The organism is Sphingopyxis sp. (assembly GCF_965279755.1).
In the GTDB taxonomy this organism is placed as follows: domain Bacteria; phylum Pseudomonadota; class Alphaproteobacteria; order Sphingomonadales; family Sphingomonadaceae; genus Sphingopyxis.
The window spans coordinates 45,050-69,066 of record NZ_OZ257261.1 but is presented as its reverse complement, the minus strand read 5'-3'; the positions used below and the strand labels follow the sequence as shown (position 1 = coordinate 69,066).

Annotated in this window: 22 protein-coding genes and 2 tRNA genes; 16 read left to right on the top strand and 8 right to left on the bottom strand. The window is 64.5% G+C overall.

Annotated features, from left to right (window positions below):
- Positions 1–33 precede the first annotated feature (33 nt).
- Entirely contained in the window at positions 34–231 is a 198-nt protein-coding gene (locus ACQY80_RS00295) for a hypothetical protein (RefSeq protein WP_428682492.1), read from the bottom strand.
- A 178-nt stretch (positions 232–409) separates the two neighbouring features.
- On the opposite strand from ACQY80_RS00295, the gene ACQY80_RS00290 reads away from it, so the two are divergent.
- Both ACQY80_RS00290 and tig read left to right on the top strand, forming a co-directional pair.
- A tRNA-Leu gene (locus tag ACQY80_RS00290) sits at positions 410–494 on the top strand.
- A gap of 88 nt (positions 495–582) precedes the next feature.
- A complete protein-coding gene (tig, locus tag ACQY80_RS00285; RefSeq protein WP_428682490.1) occupies positions 583–2,151 on the top strand; it encodes a trigger factor in 1,569 nt (522 codons plus the stop codon).
- Positions 2,152–3,078: 927 nt separating this feature from the next.
- On the opposite strand, the gene ACQY80_RS00280 is transcribed toward tig, so the two are convergent.
- The 3 genes from ACQY80_RS00280 to ACQY80_RS00270 are packed head-to-tail and all read right to left on the bottom strand — an operon-like array spanning position 3,079 to position 4,716.
- Positions 3,079–3,666 carry a GNAT family N-acetyltransferase gene (locus ACQY80_RS00280; protein ID WP_428682488.1) on the bottom strand — a complete coding sequence of 196 codons (588 nt, stop codon included), beginning with the start codon at positions 3,664–3,666 and terminating at the stop codon, positions 3,079–3,081.
- Positions 3,663–4,064 carry a ketosteroid isomerase-related protein gene (locus ACQY80_RS00275; protein ID WP_428682486.1) on the bottom strand — a complete coding sequence of 134 codons (402 nt, stop codon included), beginning with the start codon at positions 4,062–4,064 and terminating at the stop codon, positions 3,663–3,665. The genes ACQY80_RS00280 and ACQY80_RS00275 overlap by 4 nt, the downstream gene beginning before the upstream one ends.
- A gap of 34 nt (positions 4,065–4,098) precedes the next feature.
- Positions 4,099–4,716: a DNA-3-methyladenine glycosylase family protein gene (locus tag ACQY80_RS00270; protein WP_428682484.1), complete on the bottom strand. Its 618-nt coding sequence runs from the start codon at positions 4,714–4,716 to the stop codon at positions 4,099–4,101.
- A gap of 102 nt (positions 4,717–4,818) precedes the next feature.
- Here ACQY80_RS00270 and ACQY80_RS00265 point away from each other — a divergent pair, with 102 nt between their 5' ends.
- A complete protein-coding gene (locus ACQY80_RS00265; RefSeq protein WP_428682482.1) occupies positions 4,819–5,136 on the top strand; it encodes a 2Fe-2S iron-sulfur cluster-binding protein in 318 nt (105 codons plus the stop codon).
- A 115-nt stretch (positions 5,137–5,251) separates the two neighbouring features.
- Here the strand turns inward: ACQY80_RS00265 and rlmB are convergent, their stop codons facing one another.
- On the bottom strand, positions 5,252–6,019 hold the full coding sequence (gene rlmB / locus ACQY80_RS00260) for a 23S rRNA (guanosine(2251)-2'-O)-methyltransferase RlmB (protein WP_428682480.1): 768 nt from the start codon (positions 6,017–6,019) through the stop codon (positions 5,252–5,254).
- A gap of 79 nt (positions 6,020–6,098) precedes the next feature.
- Between rlmB and ACQY80_RS00255 the strand changes: the two genes are divergently transcribed.
- The 4 genes from ACQY80_RS00255 to ACQY80_RS00240 all read left to right on the top strand — a co-directional run bounded on the left by ACQY80_RS00255 (position 6,099) and on the right by ACQY80_RS00240 (position 10,654).
- Positions 6,099–6,185: transfer RNA gene (locus ACQY80_RS00255), tRNA-Tyr, on the top strand.
- 670 nt (positions 6,186–6,855) lie between these two features.
- Positions 6,856–8,382, top strand: coding sequence for a serine hydrolase (locus tag ACQY80_RS00250; protein WP_428682478.1), 1,527 nt, complete (start codon positions 6,856–6,858; stop codon positions 8,380–8,382).
- A 307-nt stretch (positions 8,383–8,689) separates the two neighbouring features.
- Positions 8,690–9,886 (top strand): acetylornithine deacetylase, encoded by a 1,197-nt coding sequence (argE, locus tag ACQY80_RS00245; protein ID WP_428682476.1) that lies wholly within the window; start codon positions 8,690–8,692, stop codon positions 9,884–9,886.
- Positions 9,887–9,937: 51 nt separating this feature from the next.
- Positions 9,938–10,654, top strand: a complete 717-nt coding sequence (locus ACQY80_RS00240; RefSeq protein ID WP_428682474.1) for a GntR family transcriptional regulator — start codon at positions 9,938–9,940, stop codon at positions 10,652–10,654.
- Between the two features lie 16 nt (positions 10,655–10,670).
- On the opposite strand, the gene ACQY80_RS00235 is transcribed toward ACQY80_RS00240, so the two are convergent.
- Genes ACQY80_RS00235 through ACQY80_RS00225 form a run of 3 tightly spaced genes read right to left on the bottom strand, consistent with a single transcriptional unit; the run spans position 10,671 to position 16,138 of the window.
- Entirely contained in the window at positions 10,671–11,969 is a 1,299-nt protein-coding gene (locus ACQY80_RS00235; protein ID WP_428682472.1) for a spinster family MFS transporter, read from the bottom strand.
- On the bottom strand, positions 11,956–13,959 hold the full coding sequence (locus ACQY80_RS00230; RefSeq protein ID WP_428682470.1) for a S9 family peptidase: 2,004 nt from the start codon (positions 13,957–13,959) through the stop codon (positions 11,956–11,958). Before ACQY80_RS00230 ends, ACQY80_RS00235 begins: the two co-directional genes overlap by 14 nt.
- Before the next feature lie 52 nt (positions 13,960–14,011).
- Positions 14,012–16,138: a TonB-dependent receptor gene (locus ACQY80_RS00225; RefSeq protein ID WP_428682468.1), complete on the bottom strand. Its 2,127-nt coding sequence runs from the start codon at positions 16,136–16,138 to the stop codon at positions 14,012–14,014.
- 133 nt (positions 16,139–16,271) lie between these two features.
- Here ACQY80_RS00225 and ACQY80_RS00220 point away from each other — a divergent pair, with 133 nt between their 5' ends.
- The 9 genes from ACQY80_RS00220 (at position 16,272) to ACQY80_RS00180 (ending at position 24,016) form a co-directional block, all read left to right on the top strand.
- Positions 16,272–16,733 (top strand): acyl-CoA thioesterase, encoded by a 462-nt coding sequence (locus ACQY80_RS00220; protein WP_428682466.1) that lies wholly within the window; start codon positions 16,272–16,274, stop codon positions 16,731–16,733.
- A 16-nt stretch (positions 16,734–16,749) separates the two neighbouring features.
- Complete coding sequence (locus ACQY80_RS00215) at positions 16,750–17,508, top strand: SDR family oxidoreductase (RefSeq protein ID WP_428682464.1); 759 nt, start codon at positions 16,750–16,752, stop codon at positions 17,506–17,508.
- Positions 17,505–18,410 (top strand): 3-keto-5-aminohexanoate cleavage protein, encoded by a 906-nt coding sequence (locus ACQY80_RS00210; protein WP_428682462.1) that lies wholly within the window; start codon positions 17,505–17,507, stop codon positions 18,408–18,410. The genes ACQY80_RS00215 and ACQY80_RS00210 overlap by 4 nt, the downstream gene beginning before the upstream one ends.
- 8 nt (positions 18,411–18,418) lie before the next feature.
- On the top strand, positions 18,419–19,348 hold the full coding sequence (locus ACQY80_RS00205; RefSeq protein ID WP_428682460.1) for a hypothetical protein: 930 nt from the start codon (positions 18,419–18,421) through the stop codon (positions 19,346–19,348).
- Positions 19,345–20,577 (top strand): aconitase X, encoded by a 1,233-nt coding sequence (locus ACQY80_RS00200; RefSeq protein WP_428682458.1) that lies wholly within the window; start codon positions 19,345–19,347, stop codon positions 20,575–20,577. Before ACQY80_RS00205 ends, ACQY80_RS00200 begins: the two co-directional genes overlap by 4 nt.
- Positions 20,571–21,026, top strand: coding sequence for an aconitase X swivel domain-containing protein (locus ACQY80_RS00195; protein ID WP_428682456.1), 456 nt, complete (start codon positions 20,571–20,573; stop codon positions 21,024–21,026). The genes ACQY80_RS00200 and ACQY80_RS00195 overlap by 7 nt, the downstream gene beginning before the upstream one ends.
- Before the next feature lie 210 nt (positions 21,027–21,236).
- Positions 21,237–21,572 (top strand): hypothetical protein, encoded by a 336-nt coding sequence (locus ACQY80_RS00190; protein ID WP_428682454.1) that lies wholly within the window; start codon positions 21,237–21,239, stop codon positions 21,570–21,572.
- Between the two features lie 55 nt (positions 21,573–21,627).
- Positions 21,628–22,836, top strand: coding sequence for a TolC family protein (locus ACQY80_RS00185; RefSeq protein ID WP_428682452.1), 1,209 nt, complete (start codon positions 21,628–21,630; stop codon positions 22,834–22,836).
- Positions 22,837–22,846: 10 nt separating this feature from the next.
- Positions 22,847–24,016: an efflux RND transporter periplasmic adaptor subunit gene (locus ACQY80_RS00180; protein ID WP_428682450.1), complete on the top strand. Its 1,170-nt coding sequence runs from the start codon at positions 22,847–22,849 to the stop codon at positions 24,014–24,016.
- Position 24,017 lies beyond the last annotated feature (1 nt).

Genomic DNA, 24,017 nt, shown 5'->3' with positions numbered 1-24,017 from the left:
GCGGGGGAGGGGGCGGGTCAAGGGCCTGGCAAGCTAAACCTGTTGCGGCGGCACTTCGCTTGGCCCGCGGCCGGGGGCGTCGAAGTCGCCGCCGCCGGGGCTGCCGGGGATTTCCTGCGGCTGGCCGGCGGGATCTTCGAGCGGCGCCGGCTGCACCGGTTGCTCGGGCGGGGCTGCCGGCTCGATCGTGTCGGGCTTCGGTTTCGGAAACGGGTCGGGGGTGTTCGTCATGGTCAATCTCCTTGATTAACCAACGAACGGGCGCGGGGCATGTTCCGCCTCCCGCGTTCGGGGCGGAAAAGGGGGCTTTGTGCCCTTGCCCTTGGCCGCGTCTCTGCTATAGCCCCGCGCGGCCCGCACGGGCGTGCGCGGCAGCGCGCGATGTCGTGCATCCCGGCCGAAGCTCTGAGCGGGCGTGGCGGAATTGGTAGACGCGCTGGTTTTAGGTACCAGTATCGCAAGATGTGGGGGTTCGAGTCCCTTCGCCCGCACCACCTTCGCGAGCAGAGACCGGGAATGGGGAACTTCGCTTGTCAGGCGGGGTTCGGACATGAGATTTTGAGCAAGGATAAGACCAAGGCAATGAACACCGTCGAAACGCTGAACGAAGGCCTGAAGCGCGAATATCGCGTCACGATCACCGCGAAGGACATCGACGCGCGCGTCGACGACGAAGTGAAGGCGATCGCACCGACCGTGCGCATGCCCGGCTTCCGCCCCGGCAAGGTTCCCGCGAACCTGATCCGCAAGATGCACGCCGACGCGCTGTCGGCCGACGCGCTGAACAAGGCGATCGACCAGGGCGTCCAGAAGCTGATGGCCGACCACAAGCTGCGCCCCGCGCTGCAGCCCGCGGTTGCGCTCGCCGACGGTTATGAGCGCGGCAAGGATGCCGAGCTGACCGTCAGCCTTGAAGTTCTGCCCGACATCGAAGCGCCCTCGATCGACGGCCTGAAGCTCGAGCGCCTGACCGTTCCCGCCGACGACAAGGCCGTGATGGCCAAGATCGAGGAATTCGCGGCGCAGATGAAGCGCTTCGAGGACGCGCCGAAGACGAAGAAGGCCGCCCAGGGCGATCAGGTCATCATCGACTTCGCCGGTAGCGTCGACGGCGTCGCCTTTGACGGCGGCACGGGCGAGGACATGGCGGTCGAAATCGGTTCGGGTCAGCTGATCCCGGGCTTTGAAGACCAGCTGGTCGGCACCAAGGTCGGCGACGAAAAGACGATCAAGGTGACCTTCCCGGAAGAATATCCGGTCGAGACGCTCAAGGGCCAGCCCGCCGAATTCGCGATCACCGTGAAGGAAGTGAAGGTTCCCGCCGCGTCGAAGATCGACGACGAATTCGCCAAGTCGCTGGGCCTCGAAAACCTCGACAAGCTGAAAGAGCTGATGAAGGATCAGGTCGAGCAGGAACTGAACGGCCTGACCCGCACCTATATGAAGCGCAAGCTGCTCGACCAGCTCGCCGCGGCGCACGACTTCGACGTGCCGCCGACGATGGTCGAGGCCGAATTCGGCCAGATCTGGCAGCAGCTCGAGCATGAAGCGTCGCACGAAGCCGACGTCGAGGCTGCGAAGGCCGAACTCGAAAAGGATCGCGACGAATATCATGCGATCGCGGTGCGCCGCGTCCGTCTGGGCCTGCTCCTCTCGGAAATCGGCCAGGCGCACGGCGTGCAGGTGTCGAACCAGGAAATGCAGCGCCTGATCATGCAGGCCGCGCAGCAGTATCGCCCTGAAGACCGCCAGCGCTTCATGGAATATGTCCAGCAGGATGCACTCGCCGCCGCGCAGCTCCGCGCCCCGCTGTATGAGGACAAGGTCGTCGACTTCCTGTTCGAGAAGGCCGAGATCACCGACCGCGAAGTGACGCGCGAAGAAATCGAAGCCGCGATCGAAGCCGACGACGATCATGTCCATGGCCCGGGCTGCGGCCACGACCATGACCACGACCACAAGCCCGCCAAGAAGGCCGCCGCGAAGAAGCCGGCCGCCAAGAAGGACGCGGTGAAGGAAGAAGCCAAGGCCGAGGAAGCTCCCGCCAAGAAGCCGGCGGCGAAGAAGGCCGCGGCGCCGAAGGCCGAAGCGGAGGAAAAGCCCGCTGCTGCGAAGAAGGCTCCGGCCAAGAAAGCGGCTGCGAAGAAGTAAGAGCTTCGCCTCGCAAGAGATTGAAAGGCCGGGTGGAGCGATCCACCCGGCCTTTTTTATTGGCTGTGTTTTGGAGCGCCGGACGACGGGCCGTTTCGGGGTGGAGAGCGGTTCGTCTGCTTCACCTCGCATTGAGATTGTGATATGCGAATGGGGCTATTCGCAAATGGAGCAAGCCGTGACGAAACTTGTTGAGTTTCTTGAACATATGCGACTTTTCTTGCTCGGTAGCTTCGCCACTCTGCTGCTTTTGCGCCTAGATGGCTATGAAGGACTGAACAGCTACATTTATTGGACCATGGGCCTTGGGGTGTTGACTCTCATAACCCCCGAGTTGAAACGACGGTCACACGCACAAAAGAGCGCAATGCCCTGACGTCCGCAAACGGTCGTTACCTGCCATCGCGTCCAGATCGGCGGCCGACGACGCAAATGGGGTGGAAAGCGGGCATGGATGCCATGCGTGCGACTTCTATATTTCGAGCTCGTACGCGGAAAATTTGCCGTCGGTTTCCCGAATGCAAACCCGATGCCCCAACCCATGATCCACATCTATGAATCGATAGCAGGTTCTAGAGTTCTCAACTTTGTACCCGCAGAAATCAGCAATATCCCCAATATCAACTTTCATATTCTGACGTAGGCTATGTAACGCCTTCACCGCCGCGCGGTAACTAGCGCTCGTTGTGGAAAAGTTCTGCTCTGCTTCAGTGAGACCAAATGAGGGTGCACATTTCCGGGGTAAATCAGACGCACCACCGTCACGTCCCCGGCTAAGGACTAGCAACACCACAAGCAATCCGAGTATGAGCAGCGCTATGCCACCAAAGATTTTTAAGCTCTTTCCCATGCCATGATCATGGCTATAGACTATTATGTCCGCAACCGGTCGTTAGCGGTCATCCGTGGTTAGGCCATTGCCTAAGATCAAAGCCCGCGGGTCCAATATTGCAGTTGGTGGGGTTCTTCTTCGGCACTCTCGACCGTTTTCCAGTCGAATGTGGCGGTCACGCCGGCCAGCGGGGCATAGCCGCGGCCGCGCCAGAAGGCGTCGAGCGGGCGGTAGCCTTCCGGGCGGGCGGGGTGGTCCTCAGGACGAATGACGCTGCAGAAGGCGGCGTGCGAGGCGCCGTGCGCGCGGGCCTGTGCTTCGCGGTGGTCGAAGAAGCCGTGGCCGATGCCTTGGCCGCGATAGCCGTCCAGCAGCACCGATTCGCCGAAATAGAAGGTGCGCGCGAGGTCGAATCCCGCGGCAACGAGGGGTTGCTGCCATGCCGCGTCCTGCGCCGCCAGCGGCGCGGCAGTAGCGGCGCCGACGATCCCGGCTCCGTCGCGCGCGACGACTATGACGGCACCTTCCGAAGCGGCGAAGCCGGCGAGATAGGCGGACTCATAGGCCTCGTCGCCGTCGTAGAGATAGGGAAAGTCGCGGAAGACCATAATGCGCAGGCGGGCGAGAGCGGGAAGCGCCTCGGCCAGCCCCGCGCCTGTGACCGGCGCGATCTGGATCGTCACGCGCCGACCTGCTTCAGCCAGTCCTGCAGATTGTAATAGGTCGTGACGCGGTCGATCAGGCCGTCGGCGTTCACCGACAGGAAGGCGCCGCCGGGAAGGCGATAGGTCTGGCCGTTCGCCTCGGGCAGGCCGTCGTCGGTGGCGAGATAGGTGCCGCTCACGATGAACTCCGCCGCCGCCCGGTCACCCTCGGCAAAGATCACCATGTCGGTGAGCTGCTCGCGGTAGCAGCGCGTCATATGCGCGTTGAATTCGGCGAACAGCGCCTTGCCTTGGCGGGGCTCGCCCTGGTTGACGTCATGACGCATATCGTCGGCGACGAACGCCAGCATCGCATCGGTGTCCCCCGCATTGAAAGCGGCATAATAGGCGGTGACGATATCGCGGGTGCTGGTCATGCGAATCTCCGTTCGGTGTTTCGCGGCCGCCTTATCAGATCACATCCATATTGTAGCAGTGCCAGCTGAAGATCGCGGCGGCGCCGCGGTGCGGGCGCCAGGGTTCGGCGAGCGTGCGAACGGCTTTCTCGCTCGGGCGCGCTTCGAGCTGGAGGATGCGGCCGACGGCTTCCTGCACCGCGAGATCGCCGGCGGGCCAGATGTCGGGGCGCCCCTCGGCAAAGAGCAGGTAGATTTCGGCCGACCAGCGGCCGATGCCCTTGACCTTGGTGAGCAGCGCGATCGCCTCCTCATCGTCGGCGGGCAGGGCGTCGAATTTCAGCTCACCGTCGATGACGAGCTGCGCGAGGCTCTTCGCATAGCCCTGTTTCTGGGCCGAGAGGCCGCAGGCGCGCAGCGCGTCGAATTCCGCGGCGGCCATCACCTCAGCCGGGCATCCTTCGCCGAAGCCGGCCTCCAGCTTGTTCCAGATCGAATTCGCGGCGGCGACGCTGACCTGTTGGCCGACGATCGTGCGGAGCAGGGTGGTATAGCCGGGTTCGCGGATGCGCGGTTCGGGATAGCCCGCATTACCGAGCGCCCGCGCGAAGTTCGCGTCGCGCGCCGCCAGTGCGTCGATCCCCGCGTTCAGCTGATCCTGGCTCAGGCCCATCGCATATTCTCCATTTGTTCTTTCAGTAGTCATTAGCAACGCTTGATTTGCCGCGCAACGCACGACATAGCGCCTGCAACAAAGAACCTATGAGGGACGAGCATGGCCAAGCTGATTGTGGTGACGCGTGACGGGACCGAGCATGAGATCGAGGGCGACACCAGCCTGACCGTGATGGAGAATATCCGCGATGCGGGCTTCGACGAGCTGCTCGCACTGTGCGGCGGCTGCTGCTCGTGCGCGACGTGCCACGTCCATATCGAGGGTGGTGACAAGAGCGCGATGCCCGCGATGAGCGAGGACGAGAACGACCTGCTCGATTCGACGACCGATCGCGACGACAGTTCGCGCCTGTCGTGCCAGATTCCGTTCAGCGACGCGCTCGACGGCCTTCGCGTCCGGATCGCCGCGGAAGATTGATTTCCGAAAAACGCTCGTCATTGCGAGGAGCTTAGCGACGAAGCAATCCCCAGCTATCGACTCAGATGTGGTCGATAGCTGGAGATTGCTTCGCTTCGCTCGCAATGACGATGCGTTATGATCCTGCCGTCGCGACCGCGTAGAGCGCGACCGCGGCAGCGTTCGAGATGTTGAGACTCTCCATCCGCGGCGAGATGGGGAGTTTCGCCAGCACGTCGCAATGTTCCATGACATTGTGGCGCATGCCGTCGCCTTCCGAACCGAGCACCAACGCGACCTTACCGCCGTCGAGTATCTCGCCCAGCGTCGTTTCGGTGTCGCCCATCAGGCCGATGCGCCAATATTGCGCCTCGGCGATTTCCTCCAGCGCGCGCGACAGGTTGACGACGCGTATCCATGGCACGGTTTCGAGCGCGCCCGAGGCCGAACGCGCGATGACGCCGCTTTCGGGCGGGCTGTGTCGATCCTGCGTGATGATCGCGGCGGCATCGAACGCCGCGGCCGAACGCAGCACCGCGCCGATATTGTGCGGGTCGGTGACCTGATCGAGGATGACGAGCGGGCGCCGGCTCTCGGCATCGACTTCCTGCTGCAGCAGGTCGCCGAGATAGATTTCCTCGAGCGGATCAACTTCGATGACGAGACCCTGATGCGGCGCATCGCGCGCGACGAGGCGCGCAAGGTCGGCGACGTCGGCATAGGTGATGGGAATCACCGGCGGCAGGTCGAGCTGACCCAGGGCTTCGCGGGTGCCCCAGATGCGTTTCACGGTGCGTTCGGGGTTCGCGAGCGCGGCGAAAACGGCGTGACGGCCCCAGAAACGGATGGCCTGGCCGCGTGGGCCGGACGCCTGCGGGCGGCGGTGACGGGAAAATTGTTTCATGCGCGCGCCTTTCCCATGACTGCCATTGACAGGCAAGCCTCGTTTCGCCATTGGGCCACTTCCCAAAGCGGGCCCCAATGGACAGGTGGCCGAGTGGTTAAAGGCAGCAGACTGTAAATCTGCCCGACGTTGTCGTACGCTGGTTCGAATCCAGCCCTGTCCACCAAGGGGGTCACCCCCAAGCTTCCGAGAGCCTCCGGAGAAAGCCAAGCTTTTGGAAGGCAGTTGGTTTTTCCTGATGGAGAAACGGTGGGACAAGCGGCACGGGAAATCCCCGACGCGAATGATCGACCTTGCCAAGCCTGACGCGGCGGCGTGGTTATTGCCGCTGGCGTCGCACCGGTGACATTTCGACCGAATTTGCGCAGTGAATTGCGGCGATCTCCCCAGCGTCGGCCAAGGTGGCGTCGTGGATTATGATCTCGCCTTTGACCATGGCGACATTGAATCGCACAGGCGCCTTTCGGTCCACAATCGAACGCTTGTTTTCGGGTGCTCAGGCTGCGTCAACGGACGGCCGAGATCGTCCGTCCACGTCCTTGGCTCTGTAACATAGCTGATGTCCGATATCGCCAGTGGCCACCCCCAAGGCGGCCAGTCCGCAAACGGCTGTTTGCAGCCGCAAGCCGCCTGCCGATCAGGCTTCTACCAACCTGATCTCGTCAACTGCCGGACAACCAAACGCTTTTCGGTGCGCCGGCTCTGATCCCGCAATGAAGGATGGTAGGCCGTTGACAATTTTCACTCCGGGCAATTATGTCCAGATATGAAAATATTTTCAAATTGGAAATTTCTGCTTTCTGGGAAGGGCATGCATCATGATCTCGAATAGGCGATTGAGACATCTCGTCCTGTCCGCGGCAAGTTTTGCCGTGCTCGCCGGCCCGGCCTCCGCTCCGGCCGCGGCGGAGACGCCGATTCCGCCGTCCGTCACATCGCCCACGACGGCAGAAGCTCTCGCAGGACTTGACGAATATATCGAGGACGCTCGGCAGACGTGGCAGGTGCCGGGTCTGTCGATCGCGATCGTCAAGGACGACCGGATTATATATTCCAGAGGGTTCGGCGTGCGCGAGAGCGGCAAGCCCGGCAAGGTCGACGCCGATACCGTCTTTGCGATCGGGTCGGCGACCAAGGCCTTTACGGCGGCGGCGCTCGGCATGCTGGTCGACGAAAAGAAGATCGGCTGGGATGGCGCGGTGCATGACTATATGCCGTCGTTCGAGCTGCACGACCCCTATGTCACCCGCCATGTGACCGTGCGCGACCTGCTGTCGCACCGCACCGGGGTCGTCACCAACGGGGGGCTCTGGTACGGATCGGGGTTCGACCGGCAGGAAATCATCCGGCGGCTGCGCTTCCAGACCGCAACGCTCGGTTTCCGCAACCAATATCAATATCAGAACGAGATGTTCATCGTCGCGGGCGAAATCGTCCCCGCGGTGACCGGTATCAGCTTTGACCGCTTCATCGCCGATCGCATCTTCGGGCCGCTTGGCATGCGCCGCACCAGCACCAGCATCACGGCCCTCAAGGGGCTGGCCAATGTCGCAACCCCGCATGCGCTGCTCGACGGCAAGGTGATACCGGTCGAATATCGCATGATCGACAATGTCGGCGGCGCAGGTGTGATCAATTCCAGCGCGCGCGACATGGCGCAGTGGGTGCGCCTGCAACTGGGCGGCGGCCGTTTCGAGGGCGCGCAGCTGATCGCGCCCGCGACGCTGGCGGAAATGCATAGCGGTCAGATCATCACGGGCGGAGGAGCGGACGCAACCTTCAAGTTCAATGAATATGGGCTCGGCTGGGGCGTGCAGGAGTATCGCGGACAAAAGGTCGTCCGGCATAGTGGGGCGATCGACGGGATGCAGAGCATGGTCGCGATGCTACCCGAAAGGAGGCTCGGCGTGGTCGTGCTGACCAACGGCTTGCGCACGAAGCTGGCCACGGCCGTCGAACTGCGCGTGCTGGATGCCTTTCTGGGTGGTCCTGTGGTCAATCATAGCGCCGTCATGAAGCGGGAGGCCGACGAGGCGGTCCGGATCGCGCGTGAAAAGGCAGCGGCTGCGCCGGCTTTGGCGACCATTGCGCCTACGCGGCTGCCGCTCGATCGCTATGCCGGCACCTATTCGAGTGCTCTGCTCGGTCGGATTGCGATTACGCTGGTCAACGGCAAACTCAAGCTCGCACGTCCGCAGGCAACGGCCGTGCTCAACCATGACCATAGCGATATGTTCAAGGCGCGGTGGGATAGTCCCGGGCAGATGAGCATATTGGGCCAGACCCCGGTCGGGTTCACCTTCGCGCCGGATGGAGCAATTGCCACCATGGACCTTGGTGGCGACACATTTGTGCGCGAATAGGCCTGACGGGCCATTACCAAACGCCAGATGAAGAGCCTCCCGAATTGCCGGGCCCTTGTCGGTCGCGTCCGCCTCGCCCGGCGCTACACGAAATTTCACATCCATATCATCCCGCACGTCGACCGTATTTCATCGCAATTCCTATTGACCCCCGGCGATAATAATACAATGTGTATACATTAATTAGTCATCGACATACGCAACAGGGGTTTTTCATGAAAGAGGGTTTCGGACGACGCGCGCGGACGCGATGCGCGCGCCGGTCTTCCACGCCGCCTGCGGAGCGCGCTGCAAAAGGGCGCATCGGATGACCGGCGCGCCGCGGAGCGACGATAATCTGGCCCCGGAGCTCGCCGCATCGGCGATCGAAATCCTGGCCCGCCTGATCGCATTCGATACGACTTCGAGCGGGTCGAACCTCGCATTGATCGACTATGTGGAAGACTATCTGGCCGGGCATGGCGTCGCCGCGCGGCGGATCGCCAACGCCGACGGCAGCAAGGCGAATTTGCTCGCGACGATCGGCCCGGCGGAAGCACGCGGTCTCGTGCTGTCAGGGCATACGGATGTCGTGCCCGTGGAAGGCCAGCCGTGGAGCCGCGATCCCTTCACGCTCGTCGAGGATGGAGGGCGGCTCTACGGACGCGGCACCGCGGACATGAAGAGTTTCATCGCGCTCGCGCTCGCGGCGGTGCCCTATCTTACGCCGCGCACGATGACGCGACCGGTCCATCTTGCCTTTTCCTATGACGAGGAGATCGGGTGCCTCGGCGCGCCGGACCTGATCGATGCGCTGGTGGCCGAAGGGCATCGCCCGGTCGCGGCGATCGTCGGCGAGCCGACCGAAATGGCGATTATCAACAGCCACAAGGGCATTCGCCTCTACGAAGTCGTCGTCACGGGGCGCGAGGCGCATTCAAGCCTGGTGCACGAGGGCGTGTCGGCGAACATGATCGCGATCGAGATATTGGGTGTGCTTGGGCGGATCGCAGACAGCGAGCGCACCGATCATCGCGACGCGCGGTTCGAGCCGCCTTGGTCGACCTTGACCGTGGGGACGATTCAAGGCGGAACGGCCGCGAATATTCTTGCGCGCGAATGCCGGTTCACCTTCGACCTGCGCACCGTGCCCGACCGGGACCTCGAGGCCGTGCTGGAGCCTTTCTGGGCGGCGGTGGAGGCAGCGCGGATGCGGCTGAAGGCCGAAGGCGAAGAAACCGGCATTACGGTGCGGGCGATCGCAGAGGTGCCCCCGCTGCGCCGCGAGGAGAAGGGGACGGCCGAAGGGCTTGCGGCGTTGTTGAGCGAAGTCGCCACGCCAGCGGGCGCGGTGTCCTATGGTGCCGAGGCGGGACAATTCCAGACCGCGGGTATGTCGACGGTGATTTGCGGTCCGGGCTCGATCGTTCAGGCGCATCGGCCTGACGAGTATATCGAGGTCGCGCAGATCGAAGCGGGCGCGCGGTTCATGTCGAGGTTGATTGCCATGACCCATGCGGAGTAGAGATCGGCAATGTGCGCAGCCCGAACCAGATCCGTCAAAGCCGCCGAACCGGTGGAAGCCCTTGACATAGGCGACGAGATTGCCCGCCAGTCCTCGGGGCAGAAGGTCTATGCCTTGCTGCGCGAGCAGATACTGAACCTCGACCTGCCGCCGAACACCGAACTTGACGAAGTCCAGTTCAGCCGCGAGCTGGGTTTTTCGCGCACACCGATCCGTGAGGCGTTGATCCGGCTCGCGTCCGACAGCCTCGTCGTGCTGGCGCCTAACCGCGGCGCGCGTGTCGCGCCGCTCGATCTCGATCAGGTTCCGCAGGTACTTGAGGCGCTTGAGCTTTATGAGCGTGCGACAACGCGCTGGGCGGCGCTCCGCCGTCAGCCGCATCATCTCGACCTGCTCGAACAGCGCAACCGCGAGTTCGCGGCCGCCAGCGAAACGCGCGATCCGCGCCTGATCGTCGAGGCGAACTGGGCTTTTCACGATGCGATCAATCAGGCCTGCGGGAACAGGTTCCTCGCCGCCGACTGCTCGAAGATGCTGCGCGGGGTGATGCGGCTGTCGCTGCTCGCCTTTCGCCAGAACGGCGCTGCGCTGCTCAGCTATTCGGATGTTATCGATCAGCACAACCAGATGATCGATGCGATCCGCCGCGGTGACGCGGACGAAGCCGAGCGGCTCGTATATGAGCATTCGGATGAATTCCGCGAGCGGATGAAGACCTTTGTCGCGGGCGCGAGCACCGCCGATTTCTCGCTGAACGGCCGCGGCTGAGCCGCGACCACCAGCTTCAGTCTTCCAGATCCTCGGCCACCCTGCCGCTTGCACGGTAGAAGAACAATGCGGTCGGAACCGTCAGCGCCATCACGATGATCAGCGCATAACGCAGCCCGCCGGGGCCGTGGATTGTACTGAAATGATCGCTGAGGGCGCCGGTGATCACCGGGCCAAGCCCGAAGCCGAGCAGGTTGCCGAAGAAGAGCACGACCGCGATTGCGGTCGCGCGGCGCGCGCTGCCGCACACGGCATGGATCGCGGCGAAGGCGGCGGGCAGGGCAGCGTAGAGCAAGATGCCGCCGATCGTGCTGACGATCAGAAAGGTGGGAAGGTCGTCGATCAGGAACATCGCGCAATTGGGCACGGCCGCGAGGCCGAATGCGATTGCCGGGAAACGGACGATCCAGCGCGGATCGCGCCGCGATAGCGCATCCTGGATCGCGCCGCCGGCGAGGCTTCCGACCAGCACCGCGAACGCCGAGGTGGCGCCATAATAGAGCCCGGCCTGCTCGATCGGGCTTTGGATGACGCGCACGAGATAGGAGGGGACGAAGACGAGCGAGCCGTAAGCGGCGAAATGATAGAGAGTGAAGCCCGCGAGCATCAGCACGAACGACCGCTTTCCGGCGAGGCGCCCGACCGAGGTCCGGAAATCCTCGGTACCGCCGCGCGGCACTGTGGCGTCGACACGCTGACGCGGTTCGTCGAGTATCCACCAGACAAGCGCAGCGATGAGCAGCCCGGGCAGACCGAAAGCGACGAGCGTTACACGCCAGCCATAGGCGGCCACGAGTTGCGACCCCGCAGAAAGGCCAATCAGATAACCGACGGTTCCCGATGTCGCGAAGATTCCGATGGCACGGGCGCGCTGCGCGGTGGGGAAATAATCGACGATCAGCGACTGGGCGGGCGGGGTTGCGCCGGCCTCTCCGACCCCCACGCCGATACGCGCCAGCAGGAGCTGCCAGAAACTGGCGGCCGCGGCGCATAACACCGTCATCACGCTCCAGACCGAGATTGCGACGGCGATCAGTTTCCTGCGATTGCCGCGATCGGCAAAGCGCGCGATCGGCAACCCGAATGCCGAATAGAGCAAAGCGAAGGAAAGGCCGCTCAGCAGGCCGAGCTGTGTGTCGGAGACCTGAAATTCATGCTTGATCGGTTCGAGCAGCACCGAGATGACCACACGGTCGATCGAACTCGACGCGCCGACGAGGAACAGGATCGCGAGGAAGGTCCAGCGGCGTGCAGGTGTGTAAAGATGCGCTGCGCCGCCGCCCTGTGCGGCAGGGGCCGGACTAGCGACTGCCATTGCGGCCTTCCCACTGTGCGAACCAGCGCAGCACGCGCGTTCCCTGATCGATCTGCGCTTCATAGCGCGCGGCGGCGTGGCCCTCTTCGGGATAGAGAATGAGTTCGGTCGGCACGTTGCCGATGACGAGCGCGTGATGGAACTGGACCGCCTGCGCAGGCGGAGTGGTCTTGTCCATTTCGCCTGCGATGAGCAGCGTCGGCGTCGTCACCTTGTTTGCATGCGCCAGCGGGCTCCGCTGGTCGAAGGTGCCGCCCACGTCATAAGGATCGCCACCCGAATAGAGCGCCAGGAATTCAGGATGGTGCGCGGTGAAATACTGGCTGCGCATGTCGGTCAGCGGCGCGATCGCGCACGCCGCCTGAAAGCGCGGCGTCTGGCCGACGAGCCAGGTGGTCATGAAGCCGCCGTAACTCCCTCCGGTGACGAAAAGCCGGCTGCCGTCAACGGGGTGGTTGGCGATGACATGGTCGATGCCCGCCAATATGTCGTGTGCGTCCTCGCCCGCCATGTCGTCGATGACGCGCGATGCGAAGTTGAGCCCGCGGCCCGAGCTGCCGCGCGGGTTGGGGAAGAGCACCGCATAGCCCGAGCTGACGAGCAGCGCGGCGAGCGGGTTGTCGAAAGACCAGCTGTCGCGGAACAGGTGCGAGGGGCCGCCGTGGATAAAGGCGACCAGCGGCGGACGCTCGACCCCTTTGGGCATCGCGAGATAGCCGAGGATGTCGAGCCCGTCGCGGCCCTGCCAGCGCACGGCCTCGGCGGGTTTCATCCGCGCCTGGATCGGCGCCAGATCGGGCGGGGTCAGGTCGAGCAGCATCTGCTCGCCTGCCGGGGTTGAGCGTGCGAGATAGGGATAGCGGTCGAAGGCATGGCCGGGGACGAGGACCGCATCATGCCCTTCTGGAACCGCATAGGGTACCTTGCGACCCGCAGTGCCCGAAGCACGCCACTCGATGGTGGTGGTATCGCTCGCGATGTCTAATGTCCCCGCAACCGATCCGGGCGCGGCGAAGCCGGCGAAGAAGAGGTGGTTCGCGTCGCGCCATGTAAGCGCGGAGACCTGCGCATCGATAGCGGGCTCCCGCGCCGCGCCCGTCGCACGATCATAAAGGACGAGCGAGCCGAGCTGGACGGTGCGGTGGAAGCGACCTTCGATCACCGCGATCGTCTTGCCGTCGGGTGATGCCGTCACGCCCGCGAGTTCGACTTCACGCGCGGCGAAGCGTGCGAAGGCGCCGCCCGCAGCGGGGGCAATTGCGATTTCGGTCTGATACCAGCCGCCTTCGGTCGGGCTGGCCGAGATGATCGCAACGATCGCGTCGGGGCCGCACCAGTCGGCCTCCCAGACATTCTGGCCGTCGGCGCCGATGCGCGCGAGGGTGCCGCTTTCGACGTCGAGAATATGCGCGTGACGCCACAGGCCGTCGTGGCTGCCGGTTTCGACGGTCGGCATCCACGAGGGGCGTTCGCTGGCGCGGTCACCGATGCGCGCGGTCGCCGCCGATCCGGCGGCATCGGCGCCTGCATCGGCACTCTGGAGCAGGATATGGCGGCTATCCGCCCCCCAGACGAAACTCTCGATTGCTTCATCAGCGACAGGTGCGGGCGCGGTGGCGTCGTCAGGCGCAGCGGCCGATGCGATCATCAGCTGAAAATTGCCCGCGCCATGGTTGCGGTCGGACAGGAAGGCGAGGCGGGCGCCGTCGGGCGACCATTGCGGCTGGCTGTCGTTCGCGGCATCGCTGCCGAGAAGCGTAACCGCGCCGTCGGGGGCGAGAAGACCGATGCGGGTGACCGGAAATCCGCCGCCGGCGCGCATCATCGGACCCGAGAAGGCGATGACGCCGCTCGCCGGGTTCGCCGAGACATGGACTATGCCATGAAATTGCGCGGCGCCGGGGCGATAGAGGCGCTCGAAATAATCGCGGACCCGGGCTTCGACCGGCTCGGCTGCGGGGAACGGGCGATTGGTATCCGGGGAGGGCACGGGCAAACCTTTTGAACAGGGGGCCGGATTGCTCCGGCCCCCAATGAGCGACTCAATAACGGAATTCGAACTGCAGGCCAAAGGTGCGCGGACGCACGCGATACTGTTGGCTGATATCCGTCGGGGGCTGGGTGATGCCGTCCCAGCCGCCGATATTTTCGGCGTAAAGCGTGGCGGTCCACTTGTCGGGCGATTCAATCCCGATGCTGCCGCGTGCGAGCAAGGGCGCATCGCTGATGAAGCTCCGCGCCGCGCCCGCGACGAGCAGGCGCGCCGGGATTTTCGAGCGGTAGGTCAGCGATCCCGACACGATGCCCTTCAGTCCGGCGCCTCCGACCGGGAAGCGGTAGTCGAGGAAGCCGCTCGCCGTATATTCGGGCGAGAAGGCGAGCCTGTCGCCCTTTTTGTAGAGGGTGACCGGACCATTCGCAGTCTGCGTGATGATCGGACCCGACAGATCGAGGCCGTTCCAGCTGAAGGTGCCGCCGATGTCGAGCCCTTCGACCGGATGCGCCGTCAGCCCAAGGTCGGCGCCGAGGCCGCTGGCCTTCGGTCCGTTGACCGATGCCGCGAAGACGACGCCGTTGATATCGACGTTCAGATTCTGCTGAATATCCTTCCAGTCGATATAATAAAGTGCGGCATCGAAGGTGAGGGCGCCGCCCAGCAGGCTGCCCTTGGTGCCCACTTCATAGTTCGACAGGCGGTCGGCCTTGACGGGCGGGATGCCGGGGGCGGTGCGGATGATCGTCGGGCTCTGGTTGAAGCCGCTGCGGAAGCCCTGCGAATAGGACGCATAGGCGGTGAACCGCCGGCTCGGCAGCCAGGTGATCACCGCGCGCGGGGTCACCGCATCGAAAGTGTCGGTGCGGCGCGCGAGCGGCTGTGCCGGGTTGCCCGTGGTCGGCGTGAGCTCGATCTGGGTCACGCGATCCTTGAAATAGCGCAGCCCGCCGGTGACTTCGAGCGTGCCATCCATGAAGCTTCGCGTGACTTCGCCGAAGGCCGCGAACGAGCGCGACTTGTCCTTGAAGTTGATCGGCGCGGGAAGCACGAACAAGGTCTGGTTCAGAAGGTCGGATGCGTCGCGGTAGAAGCCCCCGGCCGACCAGCGCCAGTCACCGTCGCCCGTCGAATTGATCAGTAGCTCTTCGGTGAAGACCTTCGAGCTGATTTCGGTGTGGAGCGTCTGGTTCGCGGCGAGATTGGTATAGTCGCGCTCGCTGAGGTTTGAAAATTTGAGGTAGCTGGTGGCGCTCGACACTTCGAACGCGCCGAAGTCGTAGCCGAGTTTGGCGCTGAACGCGTCATAGTCGAGCTTCTGTGGCAGCGGCACGGTGGTGAGCTGGTTGCCGTCATCATTGGCATAGGCGGGCGCATCCTGATCGATGCGCGAGATCCATGCCGACAGCCCGAAGCTGAAGTCGTCGGTTGGCTGTCCGTTGAGCTTGATGCGGACGCTGCGCGAGCGGCTGTCGTTGGCGTTGTTGACGCCGCGTGCGGGCTGGTCGATCCAGCCGCCGGCGCTTTCGAAACCGCCGACGACGCGGAGGCCGAGCTTGCCCTCGACGAGCGGGATATTGACCGCCAGGTCGCCGCGATAGCTCTGGTCGCCGCCTTCGGTCGCGGCGATGCCGGCGCGGGTCTTGAGTTCGAAGCGATCGAGATTGGCGTCGTTGGTGAGGACGCGAACGACGCCGTTCAGCGCGTTGGCGCCATAAAGCGTGCCTTGCGGCCCGCGCAGCACCTCGATCCGCGACATGTCATAGGCGTTGGTGTCGGGCAGGATCGCGGATTTGACGAGGCCGAAGGGAACCGAGTCGATGTAGAAGGCCGAGGTGCTCGATCCCGCGAGCGTCGCGCCGTTCGCGGCGACACCGCGGATCGTGAGCTGCGTCCCGCCGCCTTGTGGCGAGTTGGTGATCGAGACACCGGCGACCGAGCGCAAGGCTTCGCTGACGCCGCCGTTTGCCTGGGCATCGAGCTTTTTGCCCCCGAGCGAGCTGATCGAGATCGGAACATCCTGGAGCCGCTCTTCGCGCTTTTGCGCGGTCACCACGATCTCGTTCCCGCCATCGGCGCCGTCGGCCCCATCGGCCGTCTGCGCAATGGCGGGGGTCGCCCACAGCAGAACGGCGATAACGCCAAGGCCGGATCCAGTCTTCAACTTGCTACGCATAATGTCCCCTTTTGCACTTTTTACGGATTGTGACGAGAGTGCGAATACCTGATGAACACATTGTGTATAATCTGTGTAGACAAGTCAAGCGCGGGTGATTAGTCCGATGCCATCGGCAACGGAAAGGCCCGACGTGGAACCGGAAATCATCGTAGAATCAGCAGGAAATGCCCCCGTCGAGACGTTCCGCGGAGTCGTCTTTCCCTGGCATTGCGACGCGATGGGGCACATGTCGGTGCAGCATCAGGTGCCGCTGCTCGACAATGCCGTCTATCATTTGCTCGGTTTTTTTGGTCCGACAGCGGGGCAGGCCGATGGCCGCAACGCCGGCTGGGCCGATGTCTCGCACGAGATTCGCTATCTTCACGAACTGATCGCAGGTGACCTGCTGATCCTTTCGAGCGGCATCCTGTCGATCGGGCGCACATCGTTGCGGCACCGGACGATCCTGTCGCGGCGCTCCGATGCCGCCGCCTGCACGATCCTGGAAGGCGTCACCGTCCGTTTCGATCTCGACGCGCGCAAGGCGACGCCCTTGTCCGACCGTGAACGCGCCATCGCCGGGCAGCTGATGCTGCCGGCCGAAACACACTGAACTCAAGGGAGGCTTCATGGAACGAGTATTGGTTACGGGGGCAGGCGACAGCGTCGGCCGCGCGATTGCGGAACGATTTCTGCAAAAGGGCGCCAAGGTGCACATCTGTGACGTGCGCGGTGATGCGGTTGCGGCGACGCTGGCGGCGAATCCCGGAATGAGCGGCAGTGTCACCGATGTCGGCGCGCGGGCCGAGGTCGATGCCTTGTTTGCCGATGTGCGCGCGCATGTCGGCGATCTCACCATATTGGTGAATGTCGTCGGCATGGCAGGGCCGCGCGCGGCAATCGAGGATATCGACGAGGATGAGTGGGACAAGACGATCGGGGTCAACCTGTCGGGCATGTTCTATACAATGAAACGCGCGGTTCCGATGCTGAAAGCGAACGGCGGCGGCTCGATCGTCAATTTCTCGACCTGTTCGACGCGCACCGGCATCCCGTTTCGCGCGCCCTACATCGCGTCGAAAGCCGGGGTCGAAGGGCTCACGAAGAACAGCGCGCGCGAACTGGGGCCGTCGGGCATTCGCGTCAATGCGATCCTGCCCGGCATCATCAACAACGACCGCTTCCGTTTCATCGTCCAGCGCAACGTCGACGCGACGGGGCGCAGCTTCGACGACATCGAGAATGACTATCTCAAATATGTGTCGCTGCGCTGCAAGGTCGAACTCTCCGAGTTCGCCGACATGGTCGAATTCATCACCTCGGACGCCGGCAAGAAGATCACCGGAGAGATCATCGCCGTGAGCGGCAATATGGAATGGGAAGAATGACGATGAGCAACAAGACGATCCTGACCTGCGCCGTCACCGGCGGCGCGCCGTATAACAAGAAGCATCCGTCGATGCCGGTCACGCCGAAGCAGATCGCCGACGCGTGTATCGAAGCGGCCTCGGCCGGCGCGAGCATCGTCCATATCCACGTTCGCGACCCCGAAACGGGCGAGGGCAACCGCGACCGCGGACATTTCCGGGAAGTCGTCGACCGCGTCCGCCAGACGGGTACCGACATCGTGCTGAACCTGACGTGCGGCATGGGCGCTTATTTCCTGCCTGATCCCGAGCGTGAAGGGCATATGCTGCCGGGCAGCGACGTCGTCGGCGTCGACGAACGCGTCGCGCATGTCGAGGAACTGCTGCCCGAGATTGCGACGCTCGACATCGTCACCAACAACCAGGTCGAAGGGCCGACCGAATATGTCTATTTCAGCCCGACCCACACGCTGCGCGCGATGGCAAAGCGGTTCCAGGCGGCAGGGGTGAAGCCTGAACTCGAAGTGTTCGGCGCCGGCGACATCTTGTTCGGCAACAAGCTGGTCGAGGAAGGACTGGTCGATGGCCCGGCGATGATGCAGATGGTGCTGGGCGTGCAATGGGCGGCGCCGCACGGGGTCGAGACGATCCTGTATCAGAAGAGCCTGATGGCGCCCGGTACGATCTGGGGCGCCTTTGGTATCGGGCGCGAACAGATGCCGATGCTCGCGCACACGCTGCTGCTCGGCGGTAATATCCGGGTCGGGCTGGAGGATAATCTCTATATGTCGCGCGGCGTCTGGGCGACCAATGGCCAGCTCGTCGAGCGCGCCTATACGCTCGTCAATGCAGTCGGTGGCTACGAGGTCGCAACGCCCGCCGAAACGCGCGAGATGTTGAAGCTCCGAACCCCGGGCGCATGACCGGAGTGATGGCGACAATCCCCTGGTACGACGGCGAAGCGGTCGCGCGGGCAACACCGATGCCCGCGCTGATCGCCGCGTTGCAGCGCGCCTTCGCTTCCGGCGACTATCATGCGCCGCCGCGGCTTGCCGCCGATATGGACGGCGCGTCGTTGCTGGTCATGCCGGCATGGAAGGGGCGCGAGCGGGTCGGGACAAAGATCGTCACGGTCGATCCGCGCGCGCGTCCCTCGATCCAGTCGACCTATATATTGAGCGATCGCGCCTCCGGCCGGCCCATTGCGGCGATCGATGGGGCTATGCTCACCCGCCGCCGCACGGCCGCAGCGTCGGTTCTTGCCGCATCGCGGCTTGCGCGGCCTGCGTCGGCCACCTTGCTGGCCATCGGCACCGGCGCGCTCAACGCGCCGATCATCGAAGCCTATGCCTCGGCTTTTGCGTTGAAAAACATTCTCGTCTGGGGCCGCGACGCGGACAAGGCCGAAGCCGCGGCGTCTGCTGCGCGTGCGCTGGGATATCCGGCGGCGGCGATTGCGACGATCGAGGCGGGGCTGGCGGCGGCGGATATCGTGACGGCTGCGACGCTCGCGACCGAACCGTTGATCGCGGGCGCGGCGCTGCGGCCCGGCATGCACATCGACCTGATCGGCGCCTTCCGCCCCGATATGTGCGAGGCCGATGCCGAGAGCTTCGCCCGTGCGCGCGTTTTCGTCGACACGCATGAAGGCGCGATGGAAGAGGCGGGGGATTTGCAGCAGGCGATCGCTGCTGGTGCGATCCGGGCGGATGCGATCGAAGCCGACTTGGCGGCGCTTTGTTCCGGTTCGCATCCGGGCCGCGGCGACGACGATCAGGCGATCACATTGTTCAAATCGGTGGGCACCGCGATAGAGGATATGACGGCGGCCGAACTCGTCGTGGGGGATGCGGCGCCGTGAAGCTCGAACCGATCGACCATGCGCTGCTGGCGGGCGAGTACGGCGCTGCTGCCGCGCGCGCCATGGCGCTTCTCGTCCGCTACGGTACGGCATGCGGCGCCGATAGCTTCATCGACATCGAATCCGCGCATATCGATGGATGCCTGTATCATGGACCGTCGAGTATCGATTTCGCGCAGCACTTTGTCGATCTGGGCGGAAAGGTCCGCGTTCCGACGACGCTCAATGTCGCGGCGGTCGATGTCACCCATCCCGGCTGGCATTGCGGACCGCCGGAGGTCATCGCGCAGCAGCAGGCGCTGACCCGTCTGCACGAGCAGCTCGGATGCCTGCCGACGCTGACCTGCGCGCCCTATCAGCGGATGGCGCGTCCGCAGCGCGGCGAGCATGTCGCCTGGGCCGAGTCCAATGCGATCGTTTTCATCAATTCGGTGCTCGGTGCACGGACCGACCGTTACGGCGATTTTACCGATCTTTGCGCGGCATTGACCGGGCGCGTGCCGCTTGCGGGCCTTCACCGCGACGAAGCGCGGCGACCGGCGATCCTGTTCGAATTGCCCTCGCTCGATGCGACCGGTCTGCCGCGCGATCTCTATTTCGCCGCGGTCGGCTATGTCGTCGGCCGCCGAGCTCCGGGCATCGTCCCCTATTTGCGCGGGTTGCCACGCGATGCGAACGAGGACGAGCTGAAAGCGCTCGGGGCGACGGGCGCCTCGTCGGGCGCGCTCGCGCTGTTCCATGCCGAAGGCGTGACGCCGGAGGCCGCGGACATGCCGACCGAGGGTGTGAAGATCGAGGTTATAGCACCCACCGAGCTGGTGGCGGCGATCGCATCGTTGTGCCGCGCGGCCGAGGGCGAGGCCGTCGCGGCGGTCTGTCTTGGCACGCCGCATTATTCGATCCCCGAATTCATGCAGCTCAATCGCGCTGTCGAGAGGCGCCGCCGTTCGCCGGAGACGGAGATTTATGTATCGACCTCGCGCGAGATTGCGGCCGCCGTCACGGCCGATCCGGCGTTCGACGCCTTGCGTGCATTCGGCGTCAACATCGTCGTCGACACCTGCACCTATCTCGCACCCGTCGTGCGCGAGACGTCGGGGCTGATCGTAACGACGTCGGGGAAATATGCCCATTACGGCCCCGGCAATCTCGGGCGGCGCGTCGCGCTGATGACGCTTGAGCGTTGCATCCGATCGGCCGAAACGGGCGTGGTGATGGCACAATGCTGATGCGCGGGCACGCCCTGATCGAGGGAATGGCAAGCGGGACCTTGTTGAAGCTCACGGAGCCGTTGAGCCTGTGGGGCGGGGTCGACCTGCAAACCGGACACATCGTGGACGCCTCGCACCCCCAGCGGGGCGCGGTAGTGGCCGATCGGTTGCTTGCCATGCCGGGAAGTCGGGGCTCCTCCTCTTCTTCGAGTGCTCTCGTCGAACTGGCGCGAGCCGGGATGGCACCCGCGGGAATTATTACGACTCGAAGCGATCCGATCCTCACCATCGGTACGCTGGTCGCCGACTATCTTTACGGCGCGGCTATCCCGATCCTGATCGTCTCGAACGAAGATTTTGGAAAGCTCTCGGATGGCGCAAATGGACATCTCTGGTGCAAGAGCGATGAAGCTTTGCTGACATTCGTTGATCAGGAACCCGTCCAGTTCATGCGTCATTTTCCATAGATTTTGCCGGGGGCCGCCCGCGCCATGCGGTTTGTCTTTGGTGTGGGGCGGGGCGACGTCCCGTCTTGACCCTGTAGCAGCTACAGGCTGCATAAGACCTGCCGACTCGACGTGGATTTTCAGGGGAAGAGGTTGACCGGCCACCGACGCGAACGGGCCTCGAGCTCCGCCGGATTGCGGCGTCGCCATGTCCATGATAGGCGGCCAGCGATGTTGGCTTTCCTTGCCCGCCTTGTTCTCACGATTTCGCTGCTGTTCGGCAGCGTCGTGGCTCCGGCCATGGCGGGCGCGGAAGCGGGACATGCGATGGAAATCGTCGATGCCGGCTGCGATGTGCTCGCGACCGCGGCGGATGCGGACGGGCAGTCTCCGGACAATGCACCTCCGCTGCATATCGATCATCATCACTGCTCGGCCTGCACCGAGCTGAATGGCCGCTCTCCGGCTGCGGACATGCTTGTGTCGAAAGGCCTGTTCTTTGGCCGGTCCGCGACCGTACTCGCGTCTTACGCGGCCGCTCCCCCGACCCAGCCTCCTTCCGCCTGATCACTGCTTCACGCGGGCATTCGCCCGCGTTGTCACGCACTGATCAGGAGTATCTATGTCTAAATCCTTGGGCACCCTGCTGTTCGCAGGGATGCTGGCCATGGCAGGTGGCCCGGCGTTCGCCGAACCCGTCTCGCTGTCCGACGCGCTGGCGCGCGGACAGGAAATGTCTCCTCGAATAGCGACGGCCAAAGCCGAGCTGAAGGCGGCGGAAGGGCGCGCCGTTCAGGCGGGCGTGCGTCCGAATCCGGAAGTCTCGGTCGAGGTCGAGAATTTCAGCGGCACCGGTCCGTATCGCACGTTCCGGTCCACCGAAACGACCGTATCCGTGGCGCAGCCATTCGAGCTTGGCGGCAAGCGGCGCGCGCGCAAGGAGGTTGCCGCCGCCGAGCGCGACTATGCGCGGATTGCACTCCGGCGCGCCGAAGCCGATCTCGCCTATGACATCGTCGTCGCGCACGCCGGGCTGCGCGCGGCGGAGGAACGGGCGGACCTTGCGCGCAAGGGTCTGGCGCGGGCGGTCGAACTTGCCCGCATCGCGGAGACGCTCGTCGATGTGGGGCGCGACCCGCCGCTGACCAAGCTGCGCGCCGATGCGCTGCTTGCAGAGGCGAGAGCGGAGGCGTTGCGGACGATGTCCGAACTTCTCAACGCCCGGCAGCGCCTCGCGCTCCTGATCGGGAGCGATGATGGCGAGCTGTCGGCGGAGATCGGGGATATGCCGATGCCGCCCGCTTTGCCCGCCGACGCGCAGAGCCTGGATGAGCGTCTGGCGGCGGCCGAACGCGATGCCGCATCGGCACGTGTTCGTCTGGCGCAGGCCGAGGGCGTCCCCGACGTCACGGCGTCGGGCGGGGTGCGGCGTTTTCGCGAGAGCAACGACACCGCCTTCCTCGTCAGCCTGTCCATCCCGCTGCCGGTCTTCAACCGGAACCGCGGCAACATCCATGCCGCGAGCGCCGAAGGCGATGCCGCCGAGGCGCGGCTGGCGCAGAGCCGGCTCGATACCCGCTATTCGCGGCGCGAGGCGGAACTGTTGCTGGCGGCCGCGAACGAGCGGCTGACGGCGCTGTCGGGCGCCGGCCTGTTCCAGGCGAACGAAGCCGCGCGGGTCGCCGAGATCGGATACCAGCAAGGCAAGTTCACGCTCATCGAACTGATCGATGCCCAAGAGGCGCAGACCGGCGCCAATCTCAAACTCATCGAAGCGCAATTCGACCGCGCCCGTGCGCTTGCCGCGCTGGGCCGCGCGAACGCGCAATAGGGGATAATCCATGTTGAACCTGAAGAACAGGAACCGCCTGATTGCCGCGGTGGCGGTCGGAGCGTTGATAACCGGCGGCGGAGGAATTCTGATCGGGCGCGCGACGGCGCCGGGCGAAGTGGCCCCTGCTGCTGCATCGCCAGAGGAAGAAGGAGAGGGCCACGTCGAAGGCCAGATCCTGATGGACGAGGCGCGTGGCAAGGGCGCGGGTATCGTTACCGAGACGGTCGCGGCCGGGGGCCTCGGTTCCGAGATATTGGCGCAAGGCATCGTTGCATCGACGCCCGACGGCGAGGCGGTGCTGACCGCGCGCGCGGATGGCGCGATCACGCGGATCAACCACCGGCTTGGCGACTTCGTGCGCGTCGGTGAGACGGTAGCCGTGATGGACAGCCGCGATGCGGCCGCCATCGCATCAGAGCGCAGTTCGGCATCCGCGCGGCTGGCGCTCGCGCGTTCGACCTATGCCCGCGAGAAGCGGCTGTTCGACGCGCGCATAACTGCGAAGCAGGATCTGGAAGCCGCCGCGGCGGCGCTTGCCGAGGCCGAAGCCGAGGCGCGGCGGTCGCAGTCCGCGGCCGCCGCCGCGAAAGTGTCGGGCGATGGCCGGACGCTTGCCGTGACGAGCCTGATCACGGGGCGGGTGACGAAGGCGGATGCCAAGCTCGGTTCTTACGTGCTCGCCGGCACCGAATTGTTCCGCGTCTCCGATCCGGGCCGCATCCAGGTCAATGCCTCGGTGCTCGCTGCCGATGCGCGGCGGATCAGGCCGGGCGACACCGCCGTGATCGAACTTGCCGGCGGTGAAACGGTGAACGCGACGGTGCGATCGGTGACCCCGAGTCTTGACCCCGACAGCAAGGCGGCGACAATTGTGCTGATCCCCGATGGCGTTGGCGGCCTGACCCCGGGACAGGGTCTGCGCGCGCGCATCACGCCGGCGGGCGCGGCAGGCTCGCCGCTCATCGCGCTGCCCGAAGAGGCGGTGCAGACGGTCGAAGGCCGCGAGGTCGTGTTCGTGAAGACCGCGAAGGGCTTCCAGACGACGACTGTCGTTACCGGCAAGCGCGGCGGCGGACGCATCGAGATCGTCGATGGCGTGAAGCCGGGCGCGGTCGTTGCAACCAGAGGCGCTTTCCTTCTCAAGGCCGAACTCGGCAAGGGCGAGGCGGAGCATTGAG

Bases quoted from the DNA above. Each gene is read 5' to 3' on its own strand.
- ACQY80_RS00295 (WP_428682492.1), bottom strand. From the start codon at position 231: ATGACGAACACCCCCGACCCGTTTCCGAAACCGAAGCCCGACACGATC.
- tig (WP_428682490.1), top strand. From the start codon at position 583: ATGAACACCGTCGAAACGCTGAACGAAGGCCTGAAGCGCGAATATCGC.
- ACQY80_RS00275 (WP_428682486.1), bottom strand. From the start codon at position 4,064: ATGACCAGCACCCGCGATATCGTCACCGCCTATTATGCCGCTTTCAAT.
- ACQY80_RS00270 (WP_428682484.1), bottom strand. From the start codon at position 4,716: ATGGGCCTGAGCCAGGATCAGCTGAACGCGGGGATCGACGCACTGGCG.
- ACQY80_RS00265 (WP_428682482.1), top strand. From the start codon at position 4,819: ATGGCCAAGCTGATTGTGGTGACGCGTGACGGGACCGAGCATGAGATC.
- rlmB (WP_428682480.1), bottom strand. From the start codon at position 6,019: ATGAAACAATTTTCCCGTCACCGCCGCCCGCAGGCGTCCGGCCCACGC.
- argE (WP_428682476.1), top strand. From the start codon at position 8,690: ATGACCGGCGCGCCGCGGAGCGACGATAATCTGGCCCCGGAGCTCGCC.
- ACQY80_RS00235 (WP_428682472.1), bottom strand. From the start codon at position 11,969: ATGGCAGTCGCTAGTCCGGCCCCTGCCGCACAGGGCGGCGGCGCAGCG.
- ACQY80_RS00225 (WP_428682468.1), bottom strand. From the start codon at position 16,138: ATGCGTAGCAAGTTGAAGACTGGATCCGGCCTTGGCGTTATCGCCGTT.
- ACQY80_RS00215 (WP_428682464.1), top strand. From the start codon at position 16,750: ATGGAACGAGTATTGGTTACGGGGGCAGGCGACAGCGTCGGCCGCGCG.
- ACQY80_RS00210 (WP_428682462.1), top strand. From the start codon at position 17,505: ATGACGATGAGCAACAAGACGATCCTGACCTGCGCCGTCACCGGCGGC.
- ACQY80_RS00205 (WP_428682460.1), top strand. From the start codon at position 18,419: ATGGCGACAATCCCCTGGTACGACGGCGAAGCGGTCGCGCGGGCAACA.
- ACQY80_RS00195 (WP_428682456.1), top strand. From the start codon at position 20,571: ATGCTGATGCGCGGGCACGCCCTGATCGAGGGAATGGCAAGCGGGACC.
- ACQY80_RS00190 (WP_428682454.1), top strand. From the start codon at position 21,237: ATGTTGGCTTTCCTTGCCCGCCTTGTTCTCACGATTTCGCTGCTGTTC.
- ACQY80_RS00185 (WP_428682452.1), top strand. From the start codon at position 21,628: ATGTCTAAATCCTTGGGCACCCTGCTGTTCGCAGGGATGCTGGCCATG.
- ACQY80_RS00180 (WP_428682450.1), top strand. From the start codon at position 22,847: ATGTTGAACCTGAAGAACAGGAACCGCCTGATTGCCGCGGTGGCGGTC.